The sequence below is a fragment of the Mesorhizobium sanjuanii genome (genome assembly GCF_002529485.1).
Lineage (GTDB): Bacteria > Pseudomonadota > Alphaproteobacteria > Rhizobiales > Rhizobiaceae > Mesorhizobium > Mesorhizobium sanjuanii.
This window is the reverse complement of record NZ_NWQG01000084.1, coordinates 36,654-56,627: the sequence shown is the minus strand read 5'-3', so window position 1 is coordinate 56,627 and position 19,974 is coordinate 36,654. Positions and strand designations below refer to the sequence as shown.

The window sequence follows — 19,974 nt, the reverse complement described above, 5'->3', positions numbered from 1 at the left end:
TGGTTGAGAAGGCTCCGGCGCGGCCCGCCGCGCCGGAGCGGGGGTCCTACTTCGCCGCGTCGAGCACCGACTGCGGCGCGTCACGGTTGAGCGAATCCTTCCAGCCTTGGGCGACATTTTCCTTGGTCACGGTGAGGGCCGGGGCGACGACGAAAGCCGGCGTCTCTTGGCCGAGCAGCGACTTCATGCCGGCGGCGGCCATGGCGCGGCCGAGCTCATAGGCCTTGTCGGCAACGAGAGCGGCGACATTGCCGCCCTTGACCATGTCGAGCCCCACCGGTTCCGCGAGATCGAGCGTGACGATCTTGGTCTTGGTGTTGCCGGAGCCGCGCAGCGCCGAAAGCACGCCGTCCGCGGGCTCGGCCCAGGTCACGTAGATACCGTCGAGGTCTGGATGCTGCAGCAGCATGGCGTTCGCCAGTTCCTCGGCCCGGGCCGGATCGGAGATGCCTTGCTCGGCGACGATCTTGATGTCGGGATAGTCCTTCTCGATGGTGGTCTTGAAGGCCTGGTCGCGCTGGTTGGTGACGTAGTATGTGGCGTCGTGGAAGATGTAGCCCACCTTCCCCTTGCCGCCGATCGCCTTGGCCATCGCGTCGGCGGCCTGCTTGCCCATCTGGAAGAGGTCGTCGGTGACGATGGAGGCGTAGTCGGTGCCTTGCTTGTAGTCCTTGGGCAGGTTGGACAGGAACACCAGCTTGGTCCCATCCTTGACCGCCTGGCGGAAAGCCTCGGCCGACGTGACCGGATCGAGCGGCAGCGACAGGATGACGTTCGGCTTGGCGGCCAGTGCCGTCTCGATGTCGCTGCGCTGGCGAGCGGCATCGAACTGGGCGTCGGTCTTGACCACGATGGCGATGCCGGCGCGGGCGAATTCATCGGTGGCGCCGGCGGTCACAGCGTTGGTGAAGTCGGACGATGTGTGCCACAGGAGTGCCGCCTTGTAACCCTTGTCCTTCAGCGCCGCGATATCGGCATCGGTCAGCGCCACGCTGGAGCTCGGCGTGGCGGCTTCGCCCTGCGGGCCGACCGTCTGGGCCGAAGCCGCGCTGGCGGCGATCATCAGGCCGCCGGCGAGCGTGGCGGCAAGTATTTTCTTTATCAGCATCTCAGTTCTCCCATTTCTGCTTCGTTGATCATTCAGTCGGCCGCGCCGCAGTAACGGGCCATGAAAGCGGCGAAGCCGACGATGCCTGCGAGGTATTCCTCGACATCGACGTGCTCTTCGAAAGTGTGGCAGTTTCTGATATCGCCGGGCGCGCAATAGACCGCCGGAATGCCCAGCCGATTGACGAAGAACGGCGATTCCGACCAGAAAGGCGCACCCTCGATGCCGCCGCGTCCCGTCATCGCCTCGGCCATTGCATTGGACAGCAAGCCGACCCCGGTCGTGGTTTCGTCGATTTCGGCCGCGGTGCCGCCGAGTGGATGGTCGCGACCGGCCGGATAAGCGAACTCGATCCTGATTTCCGGATCGGCGACAGCGCCGCGTACGGCGGCTTCGATTTCGGCGGCCGCCGTATCGAGCGATTCGCCCGGCAGCAGCTTGCGGATAAGCGACAGCGTGCAGCGTTCGGGCACGGCTATATAGCCGCCACCGGTGAGGCCTGTGATGAGCAGGAAACCACGCCCGACAAGCTTGTGCTCGGAGCGGGCGGCCACCTCATCCGAATGCTTCCACAATGCCGTCATGGCGGCGTGCGCGGCGCGCAAGGCATCCTTGCCAAGTTCCGGCACGCCGAAATAGGCAGATTTGCCAGTGATGGTGATGTCGGTGATGAAGAAGCCGATCTGCGCCGCATAGACGGCAAGGCGGGTCGGCTCGACATAGACGGCAAAATCAGGCGCGGCGACCTCGCCGGCCTCGATGTGGCCAACGAAATGCTTGATGCCGGCGGAGAGGCCCGTTCCGGGCTGACCGCTCTCTTCATCGCCGACGAAGGCGAATGCCACATCGCCCTTGAGGCGGATGCCGGCCTTGTCGAGAAGCGAGAGTGCTGCAAGCGAGGCAGTGATGCCGGCTTTCAGATCGCCAGAACCGCGGCCCCAGACAGCGTCGTCGATGATCGGTGCGGCGAACGGATCCTCGCGTTCGGTGCCCTGCCAATGTTCGCGCCAGCCGTCGACATGGACGGTGTCGGTGTGGCCGATGAACAGCAGGCGCTTGCCCCCGCCTGCTCCCTTGCGCTCGCCCCATATGTTCGGCCGGCCGGGAAGGAACTCGCTCCTGCTGACGCTGCTCAGGCCAAGTTCACGCATCCTGGCTTCGAGGAAGTCGACGAAATTCACCTCGTTGCCGGTGATGCTCTGGCGGCCGATGGCGCCGCGGAAAAGTGTCAGCGCCTGGTCACGGTCGAGGGCGGCCTGCAGGCGGGCAACGACGTTGTCGATCATAGCACAGCCTGCTTCAAGGCAGCCGCCTGGGTCGGCGGCAGTGAAATGCGGCCATCCGGGGCGTCGACGCCGAACAGGGTGTTGTGCAGTTGGCCAAGACCGATCGCCGCGGCGCCAATGAGCGCCGCCCGCGAGCCAAGCTCGCTCGCCTCCACGGTGACCAGGTAGGGAAAGCACCGCGGAAGCAGAGCCTTTACCCGCGACAGTATCTCCGGCCGCAGGCCGATCGATCCGCCCAGAATGATCTTTTCCGGATTCGCAATCGCCGCGATGGCGGCAACGCCCTGTGCCAGATAGCGGGCCGTTTCATCGAGCACGGCATCGGCATCCTTGTCGCCCAGCGCCGCATTTTCGAAGATCGCCGGCACGGCAACTTGCTTGCCCGACAGGGACTGGTAGCGCTCGGTCATCGCATGCGTTGCCACTGTCCGCTCGAACGCACCGGTGCGCAGTGATTCCTCCGCGAAAGGATCCGCGCCGATCGGCATGAAGCCGATCTCGCCCGCGGCATGAGTGGCGCCCCGTACCAGATGGCCGCCCAGGATCAGCCCGCTGCCGACGCCGGTGCCGAGCGCGACATAGGCCAGATTGTCGATGCCCTGACCCTGTCCGAGCCAATTCTCCCCGAGTACCGCCAGATTCACGTCGTTCTCGACCATCACGGCAACGCCCAATGCCTTCTCGAACGCATCAAGCACGTTCATCGTGTCGAAGTCCGCGATGTTCGGCGCAAGCAGAATGCGACCGGTCGACGGGTCCGGAGCGCCAGGTACTCCGACGACCGCAAGGCGTATTTTCTTGCGCGGAACGCGCTGCCTGGCTGCGGCCTGGAAAACAAGCGTGGTGATCTGATCGACCACGAACTGGCCGCCACGAGGATCAGTCGGTGTCGCGGCTTCCGCGAATATCTGGCAGGCAAGATCGGTCAGCGCGACGCGCACCTTGGTCCCGCCGAGATCGACCGCGACGATATAGGCGGCGTCGTGGACCAACTCATAAGTGACCGCGGTGCGACCGACATGGCCGCTGGTGCGCCCGGTTTCCTGGACCCAGCCCTCCTGCTCCAACCCCCGCACGATTTCCGAGATCGTCTGCTTCGACAGGCCGGTCTGCTTGGAGATGGAGGCACGCGAGATCGGCCCGCCTTGAACGATCGCCTCCATGACGGAGCGCTGCGAGAATTGGCGGGAGATGTGCGGCAGGTCACTCACGTCGAACCTCAATTAATTCGTTCTGTGACCGAACTTATTATTCGAAATCGGGCTTGTCAATGATATTGTCGCGGCGTGCCGAGGGCGATGGAAGTCGAGTCCAGGCGGGAGTTCATACAGGACAACCCGCTGTCGGGGGCCAGTCTGGATATTTGAGCCTGCCTGGTTTGAGACATTGCCGCGCTCCGGCGCGTCAACGCTTTCGAACCACAGCAAAATCATTTGAAGACCGGTCGGAACAGAAGGCCTTCCGGGACATTGTGACACTATCGATCACAATGTCTCACAGGAGGACTTCATGGGACGCGGCATTTTGCTCTGGTTGCTTGGAATTCCGATTCCGATCATCATTCTCATCATGCTTTTCGTGCGATAGGAGGCGTCGATGCAGGCAACCCTATCGGCTGTCGACGTTTCCGCACCGACGGAATCCTCTTCACCCGCCGTCAGTTGGGGTCCAATCATCGCCGGTGCTTTCGCAGCCTCGACGCTGACCTTCATCCTGATGCTGCTTGGTTCCGGACTCGGGCTGAGCATGGTTTCGCCCTGGTCAGGCTCGGGCGCTTCAGTCACCACCTTCGCGGTTTCCACCGCGGTCTGGCTGATCGTGGTGCAGTGGTTGTCATCGGGCGTCGGCGGCTATCTTGCCGGCCGCTTGCGCACCAAATGGGTGGGCATCCACATCGATGAAGTCTATTTCCGCGACACGGCCCATGGTTTCCTTGCCTGGGCGCTTGCCACGCTGATCGTGGTCGGCGTGCTCGGCTCGGCGCTTTCCGCAGCGCTCGGCACCGGCGTACAGGCGGCTTCGACTGTCGCGTCAGGCGCTGCCATGGGTGCGTCCGCGGCTGCTTCAGCCAATGCCAGTGGGGCATCAGCCGACAATGCTACTTCCTATCTCGTGGATTCGCTGTTCCGCCCGGCCGATGCGAGCAGGCTCGCGTCCCCCAACCCGGACAGCGATGCAGCAGCACAGGCTTCGCGCATCCTGATCGCAAGTGCCGCGGCAGGCGAAATCTCGGCCGACGACAAGACCTATCTGTCGCAGCTGGTAGCGGCGCGCACTGGCCTGTCGGAAACCGATGCCCAGGCGCGTGTCGATGCGCTGGTCGCCAAGGTGGAGGATGCCAAGGTCAAGGCGCAGCAGGCCGCTGACACGGCAAGAAAGGCCAGCGCCACCTTTGCGCTGCTTGGTGCACTGTCGCTCGTCATCGGCGCTTTCATCGCCAGCGCAGCGGCAGCTCTCGGCGGCAGGCAGCGCGACGACGAAGAAGCGCTTCTGCTGACCACAAGTTGATTAACGCCCGAACGGCTTCGATCCTCTTCAATCCACTCCGGGACTGTCATTCCGGAGTGGATTGTTTTGTCGGCGGCACTGTCTGGCTGGGCTCCAGCTTGCGACCGAGATCGACGGCGTCGCGCAGCACGGCAAGATGCGAGCGTGGCGGAGGGCCGGCGGACGCGGCGATCTCGACGCCGGTCGCCGTCAGCGACCAGTAGAGCGTGTGTGTGAAAACATGGCCGAGCGAGCCGCGCAGCTCAACCTGAACATTCTCCACGCCCGGGCCGAAATTCTCCGTCATAGGTCCGGAGATCGGGTCGCCCGTCAGCCAGCCATTGCCCCTGTCGAAGATGTTGGTCCAGCGCGTCGCGGCAAACACAGCGCCATGATGCACTGCCCGCTGCCGCTTGCCCGAACGGCTGTGCCCTTCCTCATAAAGCACGCTACCCGCCGCACCTTCGCCGACCGGAGGACAGGCGGAGAACAGCCGCTCGGCAATGCCGCGCCTTAATTCGGCGAGATTTTGGGTCACAAGAAATTCGCTGTGCGTCAGCGGACTGCCAAGGGTGACGAAATCGCTGATCTTCCACGGCAGCGGATGGTCGGCACTCTTGGTGCGGAGCTGCCGATAGAGTTCCCACTGGTCTCGCCGGAATGCCGGCAAGTCATCCAGCCGGTCGGGCCATGCGGAACCGTCTGATTTGAGCGTGGGCTTGTCGATGGCGTGGATCGCCTTCAGCCTCGCCTTGTCGCGGACGGCTTCCAGCTTTCGCGGTCTGAAGTCGGCCCACAATATCTGCAGCAGATCATAGGCGATGATCGATCCGAGGCTGTGCGAGACCAGCACGACGCGGTCGTAGGCATCGTCCATCATGAGGCGCTTCAGCAGCTTCAGGCCACGATCGCGGACAAGCGCCCGCTTCTCCACCGTTGCCGCTTCGGCACGCACATAGGCGGCCACATCGCCGAAATAGGGGACGCCAAAGCGATCCACCGCCCAGATGATCAATGAAGCCGCGATGGTGACCAGCACGCCGGCAGTCCAGGAAATATACTCTTGCCAGGCCGACACCGCGAGGGTCAGCGCGGCGGCGAGGACAATGACGACGACCAAAAGCGTGACCACGTAAAGCTTGCGGGCATCGCGCGGAATATCGCCGGGCTTGCGCCAAAGCAGGGCCGTCACCCAGGCCGCAAGCCGGCCCCGCGTCGTGCCTTGCGTGATGTCGGCCCAGTACAGTTCGTAGAAATCGGTACGGCGGCCAGCGACGTCGTAAGGCGTGGTGATGCGGCGAAGCTCGTGCGAATTGGTCCGGCTGTCGGGCGTGATCCAACTCCGGTTGACCTTCGCCCCGGACGGGTCGTCCGGATCGGTCACCTGGGCATAAAACGGCGCGCGGGCCGGGTCACGGCTCCAGACAGCCTGGGCAAACGCTCGCAGCGTGTCCATGGGCCGCTGCTCGCCCATGCCATGCACGACCACCACCGCCTGGCTGGGCGTGTGTGGCGCCTTTGCGGAAGCCGGCGGATTGGTGACCTGCGATGCGGCAGGGCGAGGGTCGGGCACCGGCACCTCCATCGATGATGCTATCGACGAGAACTTGCCATCGTAGCTTCAAAACCGGCGGCAGGCCAAGAAAAAGCCCAGCGCGGGGCCGGGCTTGTTCTTCGATCGGTTGGATCTAATTCCGGCTCAGTGATCCATGGCCTTGACGATCTCTTCCGTCATCTTCTTGGCGTCGCCGAGCAGCATCATGGTGCCGTCCTTGTAGAACAGCGTGTTGTCGATGCCGGCATAGCCGGAGCCAAGCGAGCGCTTGACGAACAGGCAAGTGCGCGCCTTGTCGACGTCGAGGATCGGCATGCCGTAGATGGGCGACGACTTGTCGTCACGCGCGGACGGGTTGGTGACGTCGTTGGCGCCGATGACATAGGCGACGTCGGCCTGCGCGAATTCGGAGTTGATGTCCTCGAGTTCGAACACTTCGTCGTAGGGCACGTTAGCCTCGGCGAGTAGCACGTTCATGTGGCCGGGCATGCGGCCGGCGACGGGATGGATGGCGTATTTGACGTCGACGCCATTGGCCTTGAGCTTGTCGGCCATTTCGCGCAGTGCGTGCTGGGCCTGGGCGACCGCCATGCCGTAGCCGGGCACGATGATGACCTTCTGCGCGTTCATCATCAGGTAGGCGGCATCGTCGGCCGAGCCCTGCTTGACCGTGCGCTCGATGCCGTCGTCAGCCGCCGCTGCCGTCTCACCGCCGAAGCCGCCGAGGATGACGGAGATGAAGGAGCGGTTCATGCCCTTGCACATGATGTAGGACAGGATCGCGCCCGACGAGCCTACCAGCGCGCCGGTGATGATCAGCGCCAGATTGCCAAGCGTGAAGCCCAGGGCCGCCGCCGCCCAGCCGGAATAGGAATTCAGCATCGAGACGACCACCGGCATGTCGGCGCCGCCGATCGGGATGATCAAGAGGATGCCGAGGACCAGCGACGCCGCCACGATCAGCCAGAAGATGAGTTTGGATTCGGTGGTGACCAGCAGCACGATCAGCACGATGAGCGCGATGCCGAGTGCTGCATTGATGAAGTGGCGGCCGCCGATCATGATCGGCTTGCCGGACATGCGGCCGTCGAGCTTCAAAAAGGCGATGACCGAGCCGGTGAAGGTGATGGCGCCGATGGCGACACCCAGGCTCATCTCGATCAGCGCCTGGGCATGGATGTCGCCCGCCGTGCCGATGCCGAAGCTTTCCGGCGCGTAGATGGCGGCCGCGGCCACCATGACGGCGGCAAGGCCGACGAGGCTGTGGAAGGCGGCGACCAACTGCGGCATCGAGGTCATGGCGATGCGGCGCGCGGTGACCGCGCCGACACCGCCGCCGATGGCAAGGCCAAGCACGATCAGGCCGAAGCGGCCGGCAGATGGGGTGGCCAGCGCCAGCGTGGTGGCGATGGCAATACCCATGCCGATCATGCCGTACATGTTGCCCTGGCGGCTGGTGGTCGGATGCGACAGGCCGCGCAACGCCATGATGAACAGGACGCCGGAGACCAGGTAGAGGAAGGAGGCGAAGTTGGCGTTCATAGCGCTCTACTTGTCTTTCTTCTTGTACATGGCCAGCATGCGCTGGGTGACGAGGAAGCCGCCGAAGATGTTGACCGAGACCAGCATCAGCGCGACGAAGCCGAAGCCTGCGGCAATGCCCGAGGCCGCGATGCCGACGGCAAGCAGCGCGCCGACGACGATGACCGAGGAGATGGCGTTGGTAACGGCCATCAGCGGCGTGTGCAGCGCCGGCGTCACCGACCATACGACATAGTAGCCGACGAAGATCGCCAGCACGAAAATGGCGAAGCGGAAGACGAAGGGATCGATGGCGCCGCCAGACAGCGCATGGGCGGTGTCGCCCGCCGCCTCGGCGCCGCCCGGCGCACTGGCCAGGTTCTGGACCGCGAGCCGGACAGCAGCACTTGCCTGGTCGAGTTGGTCGAGGGCCTTCTGCAAGGTCTGATCCATCACGCGATCCCCTTCGGCTTGGCAGCGGACTTCTGGGCAGTGGACTTGCCCGCAGCGGCCTTTTTGTCGGCTGTCTTTCTCGGCGCGGCCTTTTTCACGGATGCGTCGGCAACCATCGTCGTCGCCGGGATCGCCGCCGGTTCGACATGTGGATCCAACGTCGCCTTGGCGAAGGCCGCATGCACGACCTTGCCGCCGTCGGTCAGCATCGTTGCCTTGACCAATTCGTCGTCGCGGTTGATGGCGAGTTGCTTCGTCGTCTTGTCGACCAGCGTCTCGAGGAAGGCAAACAGGTTCCTGGCATAAAGCAGCGAAGCGGAGGCCGCGACACGGCCGGGCACGTTGAGATGGCCGACGATCTTGACGCCATTGGCCGTGGTCACCACCTCACCCGGCACGGCGCCCTCGACATTGCCGCCGCGCTCGACCGCGAGGTCGACGATCACCGAGCCCGGCTTCATCGAGGCGACCATGGCCGCCGAGACCAGCTTCGGCGCCGGCCGGCCCGGGATCAGCGCCGTGGTGATGACGATGTCCTGCTTGGCGATATGCTCTGATGTCAGCGCCGCCTGCTTGGCCTGATACTCCTTCGACATTTCCTTGGCATAGCCGCCAGCGGTCTCGGCGGCCTTGAACTCCTCATCCTCGACCGCCAGGAACTTCGCGCCGAGCGACTGCACCTGTTCCTTTACCGCCGGACGCACGTCAGTGGCGGTGACGACCGCGCCAAGCCGCCTTGCGGTGGCGATCGCCTGCAGGCCGGCAACGCCGACACCCATGATGAAGGCCTTCGCCGCCGGCACCGTGCCAGCCGCCGTCATCATCATCGGCAAGGCGCGATCATATTCGGCGGCAGCGTCGATCACTGCCTGGTAGCCGGCGAGGTTGGCCTGCGAAGACAAGACGTCCATCGACTGGGCGCGAGTGATGCGCGGCATGAATTCCATCGAGAAGGCGGTGACGCCGGCCTTGGCAAGTGCGGCGACGGCGGCATCGTTGCCATAGGGATCCATGATGGCGATGACGGCGGCGCCGGATCTGTAGCCCTTCAGCTCGGCATCCGTCGGGCGCCGCACCTTCAGAACCACATCGGCCTTGGCGGCATCGGCCGCCTTGCCGATCGCCGCACCCGCCTTGGCGAATTCCTCGTCGGGAATGCGCGAGGCGGTGCCGGCGCCACTTTCGACGGTGACGTCCAAGCCCAGCCCCGCCAGCCGCTTCACCGTATCGGGCGAGGCAGCAACGCGCGGCTCGTTCGCATCGAGCTCACGAGGGATGAAAACCATCTGTCCCACCGCATGATCCTTTCGGCTGGAACCTGTTTGCGCAAAGATGCCGGCCGGTTGCCGGCGGCGTCACGGCAAGGGTTTTGAAAAAATCTACCGGAGAATGAAGGCGCCGACGGCGAGGATCAGAATGAACAGGATGGTCGCCGAGAAGAAGCCGCCCGCAAAGAAACCGAAGGCCATCGCCACAAGCACGGCGGCGCAGAACAGCGACCCGTATTTGGCGAGCATGACAAAGCCGGCATAGGTGCGGTCGTGCTCGGCATAGTCCATCTTCGCGCCCAGTTCGACAGGACCGGTCGGCGTGTGATCAGCCATAGGAATACCCCTTCGAAGACATCTTTCAGGCACATAGCGAAAAGCCGGGCCGAGGGCAATGGCGCTATTGCCGCATCGCCGGCGACAACAGCCTCAAAGGAAAGTTGAAGCCGTCAGGCAAAAGATGTCAGCGAAGGCCCGATGTCTCAACCGGCAAGATGCGGAAACAGGCCGAGCAGGCCGACGACGATCAGATAGAGGGCGACGATATAGTTCAACAGCCGCGGCATGATCAGGATCAGCACGCCGGCGATCAGGGAAATCAGCGGGGTAAGCGCGAGCGTGGAAATGGTCATGTGGGGTCCTTTCGATCGATTGGCGCGAAACGGGGGATTGACGTCATCCATCGCGCCAGCGGCGCGCCAGCCAGAACGCCGAAGCAGCCGGAAGGCTCCACACCTACGCCGCAAAAAACCGTGAAGGGCCTCAGGCGGCTTCGCGAAAATATTTGGCCGTGGGCAGGATGGTGAGCGGCGCTAGTTCTCCGGCACCGGGCGCCTCGAACAGCATACGCCGCTCCATCGGCGTCGAACGGAAGAACGGGAAACGGGAGAAGGACCGCTCGCGGATGGCGCTGACGTTGGCGCGGTAGAGTACGACCTTGTAATTCAAGCCCGGATAGTCGCGCAACTCGCCAAGCTGCTCGGAACAGTAAATGCGTCGGTAGAAGCCGGCATGCTCCGGGCGGATGGTGGAGAGGCAATAGGGCGCTTCGAAGTAAAAGCAGGCCATGCCGGCGAGCCGCAACGTCAGATAGGGGATCTGCGGATAGACCCTCGACCAGTCCGGATCGGCGGCGAAGCGGCTTGGGTCGACGAAATGCGCGCCGGCCGCCAGCATAGGGCGCAATATGTCGCCATAGACCGTGGTGGACGGCGACTGCGGGGTGGCGCTGCAGGCATGGTGAATGCGCAGCGTGCTGACCAGAACACCGTCGATATAGATTCCGAACTTGGAGCAGTTGGCCGCTTCATCGAGTTCGTCATGCACAATATGGTCGGGATTTTCCTGGACCATATCGCTCAGACGATACGATTTGTAGCGCAGGCGGTAGATGTCCTCGAGGTCTTCGCCCTTGTCGCAGCGACGGTATTCCGTTCGCTCCAGCATCGCCGAAACATTCCTGGCAAAGCTGGACATGGTGTCGGACGCATCACTCCCGTCCGCGCCCGCCGCATGGCCGAGCGAAGTCAACTGGGCACTCATGAACTCAATCCCCGTACTGCCGCCGATATGACACTACGACAGGGTCAGAAGATGTAAAGGTGAAAATAAGTAGGACGCTGTTTACCGGTCGTTAAGGTTAACAATCGGTAAAATTAGACTAAAATATGAAGTTTTTCGGGAGAATCAGCGACGCGTCGCCTTCCTGGCCGTCTTGATGTCCTTGGCGAAAGGCCAGACCGTGTTCGACATGGTCTCGATGCCGGACGCACTGAGCGCCGAACCGAACAGGAAGCCCTGCACCAGGTCCGGCTTGACCTGCAATGCCAGGACCTTGAGCTGTTCGAAGGTTTCGACGCCCTCGACGGTCACCGAAAGCCCCAGCGGCCGCGACAGGTTGACGATGCCCTTGAGCAGTTCGAGCGAACGGGCGTTCTGGGTGACGTCCATCAGGAACGAACGGTCGATCTTGATCTTGTCGAGCGGCAGCTTGTGGAGATAGCTCAGGCTCGAATAGCCGGTGCCAAAATCGTCAAGCGCGATGCGCACGCCAAGCCGCTTCAGTTCCTCGATGTATTGGCGCGTCAGCGACTTGTCGTCGAGCAGCGCCGTTTCGGTGACTTCGATCTCCAGGCGGTCAGCAGCCAAACCGGAGCTCGCCAGTGCATCGCGAACCTTCTGGATAACGTCGCGGCTGCGGAAATCCTTGGCCGAGAGATTGACCGAGACACTGGTCTGGACCGGCCATTTGGCGCATTCGATGCACGCCGCATTGAGCACGAAGGTGCTGATCTCCGAAATAATGCCCATTTCTTCCGCCAGCGGGATGAAGATGCTGGGCGAGATCGGCCCGAGATCGGGGTGGTCCCAACGGCACAGCGCCTCGCAACTGGCAATACGCATGGTGGTCATCGCCACGATCGGCTGGTAGACCACCCGCAACCCCTTGCTTTCCACCGCGCTGCGCAGGTCCGCCTTCATCAGCTGGCGATTGCGGAAGGCGGCGTCCATCGACGCCTCGAACAGCCGCCAGCTGTTCTTGCCAAGCTCCTTGGCCTTGTAGAGCGCGAGATCCGCCTTGACGATCATGGCGTCGACATCGGTATCCTTGACCCGCGACAGCACGGCGCCGCCGCTGGCCTGGATGCGCAGCCCGTGGCCGGCAACATCGACCTCGCCCTGCATGTCGAGGAATATCTCGTCGAGCCTGCTTTTTAGATGACTTTCGTCCTCGACACGATCGAAGAAGACCATGAACTCGTCGCCGCCAAAGCGGCTGACGGTGATGCCTGGTCCCGCCACCGCTCCCAGCCGTTCCGCCACGGCATAGATCAGCCCGTCGCCGATCGGATGGCCAAGCGTGTCGTTGACGCTCTTGAAATCGTCGAGATCGAGAACGGCGAGCGCGCACAGACGATCATGGTCGCCGGACGCCATGGCCTCGCCGACCAGCTCGTGGAAATAGGCGCGATTGGGCAGGCCGGTGAGGTTGTCGTAACGCGCCATGAAGCGGATCTTGTCTTCCGCCTCGACGCGAACCGTCACATCCTCGAAGGTGATGACGCCCAGTTCCTGGCTGCCTTCGCGAGCCGAAAACTCATAGTGCTGGCCGTTGGCGAGCGAGACAAGAACCTTGCGGTCGCGGCCCTCACGCAGGGCGCGCGTCAGCTGGGCTTCGATATAGCGGCAGTCCTTCGGCGCCAGCATGCCGCCGGCAACGCCGCGCATCAGGAGACCATGGATCGACCGTCCAAGCAGCGCATCGGGCGATTTGAGCGACATCAGATGCGCGGCTTCGGCATTGGCCACCGCCACCCGGCCGTCGGGACCGAGCATGACAAGACCGTGCGACATGGTGTTGAGCGCGCGATTGAAGCGCTGGGCGAGGCGGTTCGCCTTCTTTTCCTCCGACAGAGCGGTAAACAGGACTTCGCGGACGACATCGGCGAACCGTTTGATCGCGAACAGGAAAGGAGCCGACATCAGACCGAGTATGACGTGGTAGACATCGCCACGCAGGATAAAGCCCAGCGAAATGGGCCACGTCATGGCCACGATGAAGATCATGACCATCCTCGGCGAGCCATAGTTGCGGCCGGCAATCGACGTGGCGGACGCCAGCGTCACGCAGACGGCTGCGATCTCGGCGAAATTGTCATGCGCCAGATAGATGCCTACGAAACAGAAGACGGCCAGCATGAAACCATGCATCGACCCGTAGAGAATATAATCATTCTCGCGGCGGTGCGCTTCCTCCCAGGTGCTCGGTGGCGGGGCGTGGCGATACTTCCTGATGTTGCGCAGGCGCAGGAAGGCGACGGTAAGCAGTCCGACGGCCACGGCGATGTAGATCGGATCCCTGGTCTTCCAGTAGACCAGCACAACCAGCAGGGTCTGAGCGAAGAATCCGATCGAAAGCGTCAACCCGTCGCGAAACAGAGTTTCCACGAACGGGATGTAGACGTCGACCGGGATCTCGTTTTTTCTTCTCAGATTCACGCCTGAATCCCAACCCTGGGGAGCCAAGCAGTGTCACATCCGCCTTAAGAAAGGTTTAGAAAGGCCACTCTGGCGGCCGCCGCCAAGCCCGTTGACCCAAGGGAAGGCGCGGAAACTGTCGATCAGGTAAACAAGCCGTATCGATCATTCGGCGGCCTGGAGTTCGGGCCGCAGCGGGGCCTTTGCCAGGCGTTCGAGAAGCCTCAGGCGCTCGCCCGCGGCCTTTTCAGCGCTGGTTTGCCTGACATGGCCATAGCCGCGAATGAGCGCCGGCACCGAGGCAAGCGCTGTCGCGGCCTCGATCTTGCCGGGCGCCAGTGCCGCAGCGATCAAGTCCAGATCGGCCTCATACTGGGCCAGAAGCTGGCGCTCCATGCGCCTCTCGGCGCTGTAGCCGAAGAGATCAAGGGCAGTGCCGCGCAGGCCCTTCATCGCCGCCAGCACGCGAAAGCCCTTCATCATCCAGGGACCGAAGCTCGATTTCCGCGGCTTGCCGTCATTGCCGCGCCTGCCCATGACCGGCGGCGCCAGGTGGAATTCGAGCTTCTCATAGCTTTGGAACTGCTTTGACAGTTCCGCGGCAAAGGAACCGTCGCTGTAGAGCCGCGCCACCTCGTACTCGTCCTTGATCGCCATCAGCTTGAACAGGTTCCTCGCGGCGGCCGCGGTCACATCGGTGGAACCGGGCATGGCGCTGGCCTCGGCCTGGCGCAACGCGGCCAGTCTGCCGGCATAACGCTTGCCATAGGCAGCGTTCTGATAGGCGGTGAGGAAAGCGACGCGGCGGGCAATGATGTCATCGAGCGTGCCGGCAATCGCGGCCGTCTGTGCGGCCTTGCCGGGCTCGGCAATCAGGCGGCGGACGAAATCCGGCTGATGGGCGGCACGACGGCCCCAGCGGAAGGCCGAGACGTTCATCGCCACCGCCTCGCCGTTGAGTTCGATCGCCTTTTCGACCGCCTCGGCCGACAGCGGCAGCCCGCCATGCTGGAAGGCGAAGCCGAGCATGAACATGTTGGCGCCAAGCGAACTTCCGAAAAGTGCCGCGGCGGTGCGGGTGGCATCGAAGAAATGCGCCTTGTCGTCGCCGGCGGCCGCGCGGATCGCCTTTTTCAGCCGCTCGACGGGCAGCGAGAAATCGGCCGAGCGGGTAAACTCGCCGGGCATGATCTCGGCGGTGTTGGCAAGGAAGATGGTGTGGCCCTCGCGCACCGCGGCGAGCACCTTCTGGGCGCCCGACACGACGAGGTCGCAGCCGAGCACGAGGTCGGCTTTGCCCGCCGAAACGCGGATCGCATGGATATCGTCCGGACTGCGGGCGATGCGGACATGGGTGAACACCGAGCCGCCCTTCTGGGCAAGGCCGGCCATGTCGATCATGCCGCAGCCCTTGTCCTCGAGATGGGCGGCCATGCCGAGCACCGCGCCGATGGTGACGACGCCGGTGCCGCCGACGCCGTCGATGATCGCCGCCCAGCCTTGCTCGCCAAGCGGGAATTCGGCCGGCGCCGGGACGCCGTCGAGCGGATCGGCGGTACCGGCAATGCCTTCGGCCTTCCTGATCCTGGCGCCGTGGACAGTGACGAAGGACGGGCAAAAGCCGTTGACGCAGGAGAAATCCTTGTTGCAACTCGACTGATCGATCCTGCGCTTGCGGCCGAACTCGGTCTCGACCGGCTGGATCGAGACGCAATTCGACTGCACGCCGCAATCGCCGCAGCCCTCGCAGACCAGTTCGTTGATGAAGACGCGCTTGTCGGGATCGGGAAACGTGCCGCGCTTGCGGCGGCGGCGCTTTTCGGCGGCGCAGGTCTGGTCGTAGAGCAGTACGGATATACCCTTGACCGCACGCAAATCGCGCTGGACGAGGTCGAGGTCGTCGCGGTGATGGATGGTGGCGCCGGCGGGGAATTCGGCTTTCCCGGCATATTTGCCCGGCTCGTCGGTGACGATGGCGATGCGCTCGACGCCTTCGGCCCGCACCTGCCTGGCGATCATGTCCACGGTCAGGCCGCCTTCATGCGGCTGGCCGCCGGTCATGGCGACAGCGTCGTTGTAGAGGATCTTGTAGGTGATGTTGGCGTCGGTCGACAGCGCGAAACGAATCGCCAATGCGCCGGAGTGATTGTAGGTGCCGTCGCCGAGATTCTGGAAGATGTGGTCGCGCTTCGAGAACGGCGCCTGGCCGACCCATTGCGCGCCCTCGCCGCCCATGGCGGTGAAGCCGACGGTGTTGCGGTCCATCCACAGCGCCATGAAATGGCAACCGATGCCGGCGGCGGCGAGCGAGCCGTCCGGCACCTTGGTCGAGGAATTGTGCGGGCAGCCGGAGCAGAAGAAGGGTGTGCGAGAGGCTATATCCTTGGTGTCGGCGAGCATGGCCTGGAACTGGCGCAGTTTCGCCACCCGCCCGGCGATCTCCTCGGACGGACCGATGGTGCGCAGGATGCGTTCGCCGAGCGCAATGGCGATATCGTTGGGATCGAGCGCGCCCTTGGCCGGAAACAGCCAGTCGCCGCGTTCGTCCTTCTTGCCGACGATGACCGGCCGCGCGGCGGCGCCATAGAGGTTCTCGCGCAATTGCACCTCGATCAGCGAGCGCTTCTCCTCGACGACGACGATGGTGTCGAGGCCGCGGGCAAAATCGGCGATGTGCTGCAGGTCGAGCGGCCATGGGCAGCCGACCTTGAACAGCCTGATGCCGATGCGGTTGGCCGCGGCCTCGTCGACGCCGATGTCTTCCAGTGCCTGGCGAACGTCGAGATAGCTCTTGCCGATGGTGACGATACCAAGCTTTGGGCTGCGGCCGCCTGAATAGACAATCCGGTTCAGCCCGTTGGCATGGATGAACGCCGAAGCGGCGGCGCGCTTGTATTCGTGCAGCCGCTCCTCCTGGCCGAGCATGTCGATCTCGTTGCGAATGTTGAGGCCGCCTGGCGGCATGTCGAAATCCGGGACGACGATATTCAGCCGCTCGAGCGAGGCATCGACCGAGGCCGTCGATTCGATGTTGTCCTTGACGCATTTGATCGCCGCCCAGGTGCCGGCAAAACGCGACATGGCAAAGCCGTAGAGGCCATAGTCGATGATCTCCTGGACGCCGGCCGGATTGAGGATCGGCACCATCGTATCGACGAACAGGAATTCGGTGGCGTGCGCATTGGTCGAGGATTCGGCCATGTGGTCGTCGCCCATCAGGGCAAGCACGCCGCCGTGCTTCGACGAGCCGGCAAGGTTGGCATGGCGGAACACGTCGCCGGAACGGTCGACGCCCGGTCCCTTGCCGTACCAGACCGAAAAGACGCCGTCATGCGTGCCCTCGCCCAGCAATTCAGCCTGCTGCGAGCCCCAGCAGGCGGTGGCGGCGAGTTCCTCGTTGAGGCCGGGCTGAAAGACGATGTCGGATTGCGCCAGCTGCTTTTTGGCCCGCCACAGCTGCATGTCGAGGCCGCCCAGCGGCGAGCCACGATAGCCGGAAACGAAACCGGCGGTGTTCAGGCCAGCCTGTCGGTCACGCTCACGCTGCATCAGAAGCATGCGGATGACCGCCTGCGCACCGGAAAGGAAGATGCGCTCCTTTCCGAGGTCGAACTTGTCGTCGAGCGCAACTTCAAGCAGTGTCATCAGGCACTTCCTCTGCGGAGGCTACACTTGCAAGCGCAGCCAACGTCGGAGCTGGATGGTGCAGTGTTTCTTCCCTTGCCGGGCAGGTCAAACAAAATCGAAGCTGCCAGGCAATGCGCAACGAACAATCCTGTCCGCGCCCAATGCTATAAGAAACCGCATACGGTTTGCCCAGCCGGCGCACGAAAATTCCAGCTTTGGCCTGAACCCGCGAAGCGGCGTCAGATGCCCTTCGTGCAATCCGGCTTCGGTTCGCCCGGCAATTTGCCATCGGGATGGCCGGCAAGGTCGGGATTGGCCGTATAGAGCTGATCGATGACCAGCGGCCGGTCGGGCAGGATCGACTGGTCCTCCGTCGACATCAATGTGGTGTCGATTTTCTGCAAAACCGCGCCATCGGAGCCCTTGATGCTGATGGCAATCGCATAGGGCTTGTTCTTGACGACACAGGTCAGCGCCGGGCTTTCCAGGGTTACCTTGTCGAGCTTGGGCCAGACCTTCTGCTCGACCACCAATGGCGCGCCGCCGGCGGGGTCCTGGAAGCTGGCGACCGCGACCTGGCCGTCGCCCATCGGCTGCAGAGGCCGCAGCGTCACGACATAGGTCGCCCTGGCGAGACGGTAGTTGAAGACGAACAGCTTGCCGGAAATCTCGAACAGCCTGCCTTCACCGTCCTTGCCGGTGTCGCGGCAAGCCCCGAGCCCAACAGCCGCAATCAGCGTGGCCGCCAGCAGGATCGAGCGCGAACGATTTCTAGACATTGTTGACCTCATTGGCCGCCGTCCGGCGGCGGCGATAGTGCCGGCTTGCCTTCCGACGGTTGCCGCACACCGCCATGTCGCACCAAAGACGGCTGGAATTGCGGCTTCTGTCGACAAACAGCCAGGTGCAATTGGGGCAGATCCTCAGCCTTGCGAGAGTGTCGCCGCGCAGCAGCGACAGCGCCGAAACCGCCAGCGCCGCTTCGAAGGCGATCGGCGTCGCCGGATCGCCGAACGGCTTTCCCACCGCACCGATTTCAGTCCGGCTGCCGGCCAGACCATCGGCGCAGGCCCCGAGGAAGGCGGGCAAATCGGCGGTGGCGACGGCGCCCTTCGACACCGCGCCGCGAAACAGCCGGTCGGTGGCCTCGCGGATCGACAGCACGAGCGGCGCGATCTTGTCCGGAACCGGGGCTTCCAGCCGCCTGCCGCCAAGCTCGGCGGCACGAAAGCCGCTTGCCGCATCGGCGAAACGGGCGATCTCGGCCGGATCCTTGAAACGATCGAAGGTTTTCCAGGGATCGCCACGCAGCACGACGGTGTTCGCCGTGTCGAGCGCAAGCAGGCCGCCGGTGAAGCGGTGCGGGGTCCAGGAAACCGTCATGAGCGCAATTTCTAACCGATAAATCGCATTTGACAAGTTAGATTCCACGATGCAAACCTTGCTTGGGCGCGGATCGCCGCAGCCCATCTGTTGTCGAGCATGTCGTTTCCCCAAAACCGCTTGGCACTTTTGGGCGACATGCTGTGGGTTGGCGCATGCTGTATTTCTTCCAGCAGGTCCTGAACGGGCTGCATTCGGGCGCGCTCTATGCGCTGCTCGCCTTCGGCTATGTCCTGACCAACGGCATCCTGCACCGCACGAATCTTGCCTATGGCGCGCTGTTCGCCTTCTGCGGGCAGACGATGATCCTGACCGCGGCCTTCGGCTACCAAGTGCTGTGGCTGACCCTGTTCGCGGCGGTCGCCCTCGGCATCGTCGCGGCCTTCCTCTATGCGGCGCTGATCAGCCATATCCTGTCGCGCAGCGTCTTCGAGCCGCTGGCCGACCGCACGCCCAACGCGATCGTGGTGACGACGCTGGGTATATTGCTGCTCCTGTCGGAGGCAAGCCGTATCGCCGCCGATACGCACGATCTGTGGCTGCCGCCTATGCTGGCCCAGCCGATCGTGTTTGCGCAGAATGCCAGCTTCAAGGCGACGCTGACGCTTATCCAGTTGCTCGACTGCGCTGTGGTCGCGGCAGCGATCGCGATCGCCACCTTTGCCTTTGCGCGCTCAAGCTTCGGCCGGCGCTGGCGGGCCGTGTCAGACGACCCCAGGGCGGCGGCCATGTGCGGCGTCGACGTGCGCGCGGTGTTCCGGCAGGCGGTGCTCGCCGGCGGCTTTTGCGCGGCGCTGGCCGGCATAATGGCCGGCCTCTACTACGGCAATATCAGCTTCGGCTCCGGCCTGGTCTACGGCCTCAAGATCCTGTTCGTGACGGCGGTGGGCGGCTATCTCTCGCCGCCACGGGCGGCACTCGGCGCCGCCGCCTTCGGCATGGCCGAATCACTGTGGGCCGGCTATTTCCCGGTCGAGTGGCGCGACGCCTGGATGTACCTGTTCCTCGTCGCCATGCTGGTGCTGATCGGCGCCGGCCGCGACCAGAGCAAGATTGCCTGAACGGCATAGACTTTGGGTGCATGACGTTCCGTCAGCCGGCCGTTTTTGCCCATTCCGCCTCATCATCCCACCTCACAAGATTGTTTACCCGGCCCGCACCGTGTTGACCCGCCGGGCCACGCACGGCATACCGTTGGGCCACAGCGGCGCCGGAAAACAAGAAGGAATTGGCGTGTGCTGATACTTTGAGTTGCGCATCGTGCTTTCCGAAAATCGACGCCGATTTCGGACCGATGCGAAAAGGGAG

At 63.6% G+C, this 19,974-nt stretch carries 16 protein-coding genes; 2 read left to right on the top strand and 14 right to left on the bottom strand.

Features of this window, described 5'->3' with window-relative positions; all coding sequences use genetic code 11:
- Positions 1-46: 46 nt before the first annotated feature.
- The 3 genes from CN311_RS14610 to CN311_RS14600 are packed head-to-tail and all read right to left on the bottom strand — an operon-like array spanning position 47 to position 3,605.
- A complete protein-coding gene (locus tag CN311_RS14610; protein WP_097574495.1) occupies positions 47-1,108 on the bottom strand; it encodes a substrate-binding domain-containing protein in 1,062 nt (353 codons plus the stop codon).
- 32 nt (positions 1,109-1,140) lie between these two features.
- Entirely contained in the window at positions 1,141-2,394 is a 1,254-nt protein-coding gene (locus tag CN311_RS14605; RefSeq protein ID WP_097574494.1) for a M20 family metallopeptidase, read from the bottom strand.
- On the bottom strand, positions 2,391-3,605 hold the full coding sequence (locus tag CN311_RS14600) for an ROK family transcriptional regulator (protein ID WP_097574514.1): 1,215 nt from the start codon (positions 3,603-3,605) through the stop codon (positions 2,391-2,393). The genes CN311_RS14605 and CN311_RS14600 overlap by 4 nt, the downstream gene beginning before the upstream one ends.
- A 385-nt stretch (positions 3,606-3,990) precedes the next feature.
- Between CN311_RS14600 and CN311_RS14595 the strand changes: the two genes are divergently transcribed.
- Entirely contained in the window at positions 3,991-4,902 is a 912-nt protein-coding gene (locus CN311_RS14595; protein WP_097574492.1) for a hypothetical protein, read from the top strand.
- 46 nt (positions 4,903-4,948) lie between these two features.
- On the opposite strand, the gene CN311_RS14590 is transcribed toward CN311_RS14595, so the two are convergent.
- From CN311_RS14590 to CN311_RS14540, 11 genes are all read right to left on the bottom strand, one after another.
- A complete protein-coding gene (locus tag CN311_RS14590; protein WP_245440829.1) occupies positions 4,949-6,454 on the bottom strand; it encodes a hypothetical protein in 1,506 nt (501 codons plus the stop codon).
- A gap of 126 nt (positions 6,455-6,580) precedes the next feature.
- On the bottom strand, positions 6,581-7,978 hold the full coding sequence (locus CN311_RS14585) for an NAD(P)(+) transhydrogenase (Re/Si-specific) subunit beta (RefSeq protein WP_097574489.1): 1,398 nt from the start codon (positions 7,976-7,978) through the stop codon (positions 6,581-6,583).
- A gap of 6 nt (positions 7,979-7,984) precedes the next feature.
- Positions 7,985-8,410 (bottom strand): NAD(P) transhydrogenase subunit alpha part 2, encoded by a 426-nt coding sequence (locus CN311_RS14580; RefSeq protein ID WP_097574487.1) that lies wholly within the window; start codon positions 8,408-8,410, stop codon positions 7,985-7,987.
- Positions 8,410-9,705: a Re/Si-specific NAD(P)(+) transhydrogenase subunit alpha gene (locus tag CN311_RS14575; protein ID WP_097574486.1), complete on the bottom strand. Its 1,296-nt coding sequence runs from the start codon at positions 9,703-9,705 to the stop codon at positions 8,410-8,412. Before CN311_RS14575 ends, CN311_RS14580 begins: the two co-directional genes overlap by 1 nt.
- 84 nt (positions 9,706-9,789) lie before the next feature.
- Positions 9,790-10,014, bottom strand: a complete 225-nt coding sequence (locus CN311_RS14570) for an aa3-type cytochrome c oxidase subunit IV (protein WP_097574484.1) — start codon at positions 10,012-10,014, stop codon at positions 9,790-9,792.
- Positions 10,015-10,160: 146 nt separating this feature from the next.
- On the bottom strand, positions 10,161-10,310 hold the full coding sequence (locus CN311_RS14565) for a DUF3096 domain-containing protein (RefSeq protein WP_097574483.1): 150 nt from the start codon (positions 10,308-10,310) through the stop codon (positions 10,161-10,163).
- 130 nt (positions 10,311-10,440) lie between these two features.
- Positions 10,441-11,220, bottom strand: a complete 780-nt coding sequence (locus tag CN311_RS14560) for an N-acyl amino acid synthase FeeM domain-containing protein (protein ID WP_097574481.1) — start codon at positions 11,218-11,220, stop codon at positions 10,441-10,443.
- A 144-nt stretch (positions 11,221-11,364) separates the two neighbouring features.
- Positions 11,365-13,677 carry a putative bifunctional diguanylate cyclase/phosphodiesterase gene (locus CN311_RS14555; RefSeq protein WP_097574479.1) on the bottom strand — a complete coding sequence of 771 codons (2,313 nt, stop codon included), beginning with the start codon at positions 13,675-13,677 and terminating at the stop codon, positions 11,365-11,367.
- A 144-nt stretch (positions 13,678-13,821) separates the two neighbouring features.
- Positions 13,822-17,301 (bottom strand): indolepyruvate ferredoxin oxidoreductase family protein, encoded by a 3,480-nt coding sequence (locus tag CN311_RS14550; protein WP_097574477.1) that lies wholly within the window; start codon positions 17,299-17,301, stop codon positions 13,822-13,824.
- A gap of 221 nt (positions 17,302-17,522) precedes the next feature.
- Positions 17,523-18,062, bottom strand: a complete 540-nt coding sequence (locus tag CN311_RS14545) for a hypothetical protein (protein WP_097574475.1) — start codon at positions 18,060-18,062, stop codon at positions 17,523-17,525.
- Positions 18,055-18,666, bottom strand: coding sequence for a CGNR zinc finger domain-containing protein (locus CN311_RS14540; protein WP_097574474.1), 612 nt, complete (start codon positions 18,664-18,666; stop codon positions 18,055-18,057). Before CN311_RS14540 ends, CN311_RS14545 begins: the two co-directional genes overlap by 8 nt.
- Before the next feature lie 155 nt (positions 18,667-18,821).
- Here CN311_RS14540 and CN311_RS14535 point away from each other — a divergent pair, with 155 nt between their 5' ends.
- The gene (locus CN311_RS14535; RefSeq protein WP_097574472.1) at positions 18,822-19,727 is read left to right on the top strand and encodes a branched-chain amino acid ABC transporter permease; all 906 of its coding nucleotides are present in this window, start codon (positions 18,822-18,824) and stop codon (positions 19,725-19,727) included.
- The last annotated feature ends 247 nt before the right edge of the window (positions 19,728-19,974 follow it).

Excerpts from the sequence above, each read along its gene's own strand:
- CN311_RS14580 (WP_097574487.1), bottom strand. The coding sequence starts at position 8,410 with ATGGATCAGACCTTGCAGAAGGCCCTCGACCAACTCGACCAGGCAAGT.
- CN311_RS14535 (WP_097574472.1), top strand. The coding sequence starts at position 18,822 with ATGCTGTATTTCTTCCAGCAGGTCCTGAACGGGCTGCATTCGGGCGCG.
- CN311_RS14605 (WP_097574494.1), bottom strand. The coding sequence starts at position 2,394 with ATGATCGACAACGTCGTTGCCCGCCTGCAGGCCGCCCTCGACCGTGAC.
- CN311_RS14560 (WP_097574481.1), bottom strand. The coding sequence starts at position 11,220 with ATGAGTGCCCAGTTGACTTCGCTCGGCCATGCGGCGGGCGCGGACGGG.
- CN311_RS14570 (WP_097574484.1), bottom strand. The coding sequence starts at position 10,014 with ATGGCTGATCACACGCCGACCGGTCCTGTCGAACTGGGCGCGAAGATG.
- CN311_RS14595 (WP_097574492.1), top strand. The coding sequence starts at position 3,991 with ATGCAGGCAACCCTATCGGCTGTCGACGTTTCCGCACCGACGGAATCC.
- CN311_RS14610 (WP_097574495.1), bottom strand. The coding sequence starts at position 1,108 with ATGCTGATAAAGAAAATACTTGCCGCCACGCTCGCCGGCGGCCTGATG.
- CN311_RS14545 (WP_097574475.1), bottom strand. The coding sequence starts at position 18,062 with ATGTCTAGAAATCGTTCGCGCTCGATCCTGCTGGCGGCCACGCTGATT.
- CN311_RS14540 (WP_097574474.1), bottom strand. The coding sequence starts at position 18,666 with ATGACGGTTTCCTGGACCCCGCACCGCTTCACCGGCGGCCTGCTTGCG.
- CN311_RS14565 (WP_097574483.1), bottom strand. The coding sequence starts at position 10,310 with ATGACCATTTCCACGCTCGCGCTTACCCCGCTGATTTCCCTGATCGCC.
- CN311_RS14585 (WP_097574489.1), bottom strand. The coding sequence starts at position 7,978 with ATGAACGCCAACTTCGCCTCCTTCCTCTACCTGGTCTCCGGCGTCCTG.
- CN311_RS14550 (WP_097574477.1), bottom strand. The coding sequence starts at position 17,301 with ATGACACTGCTTGAAGTTGCGCTCGACGACAAGTTCGACCTCGGAAAG.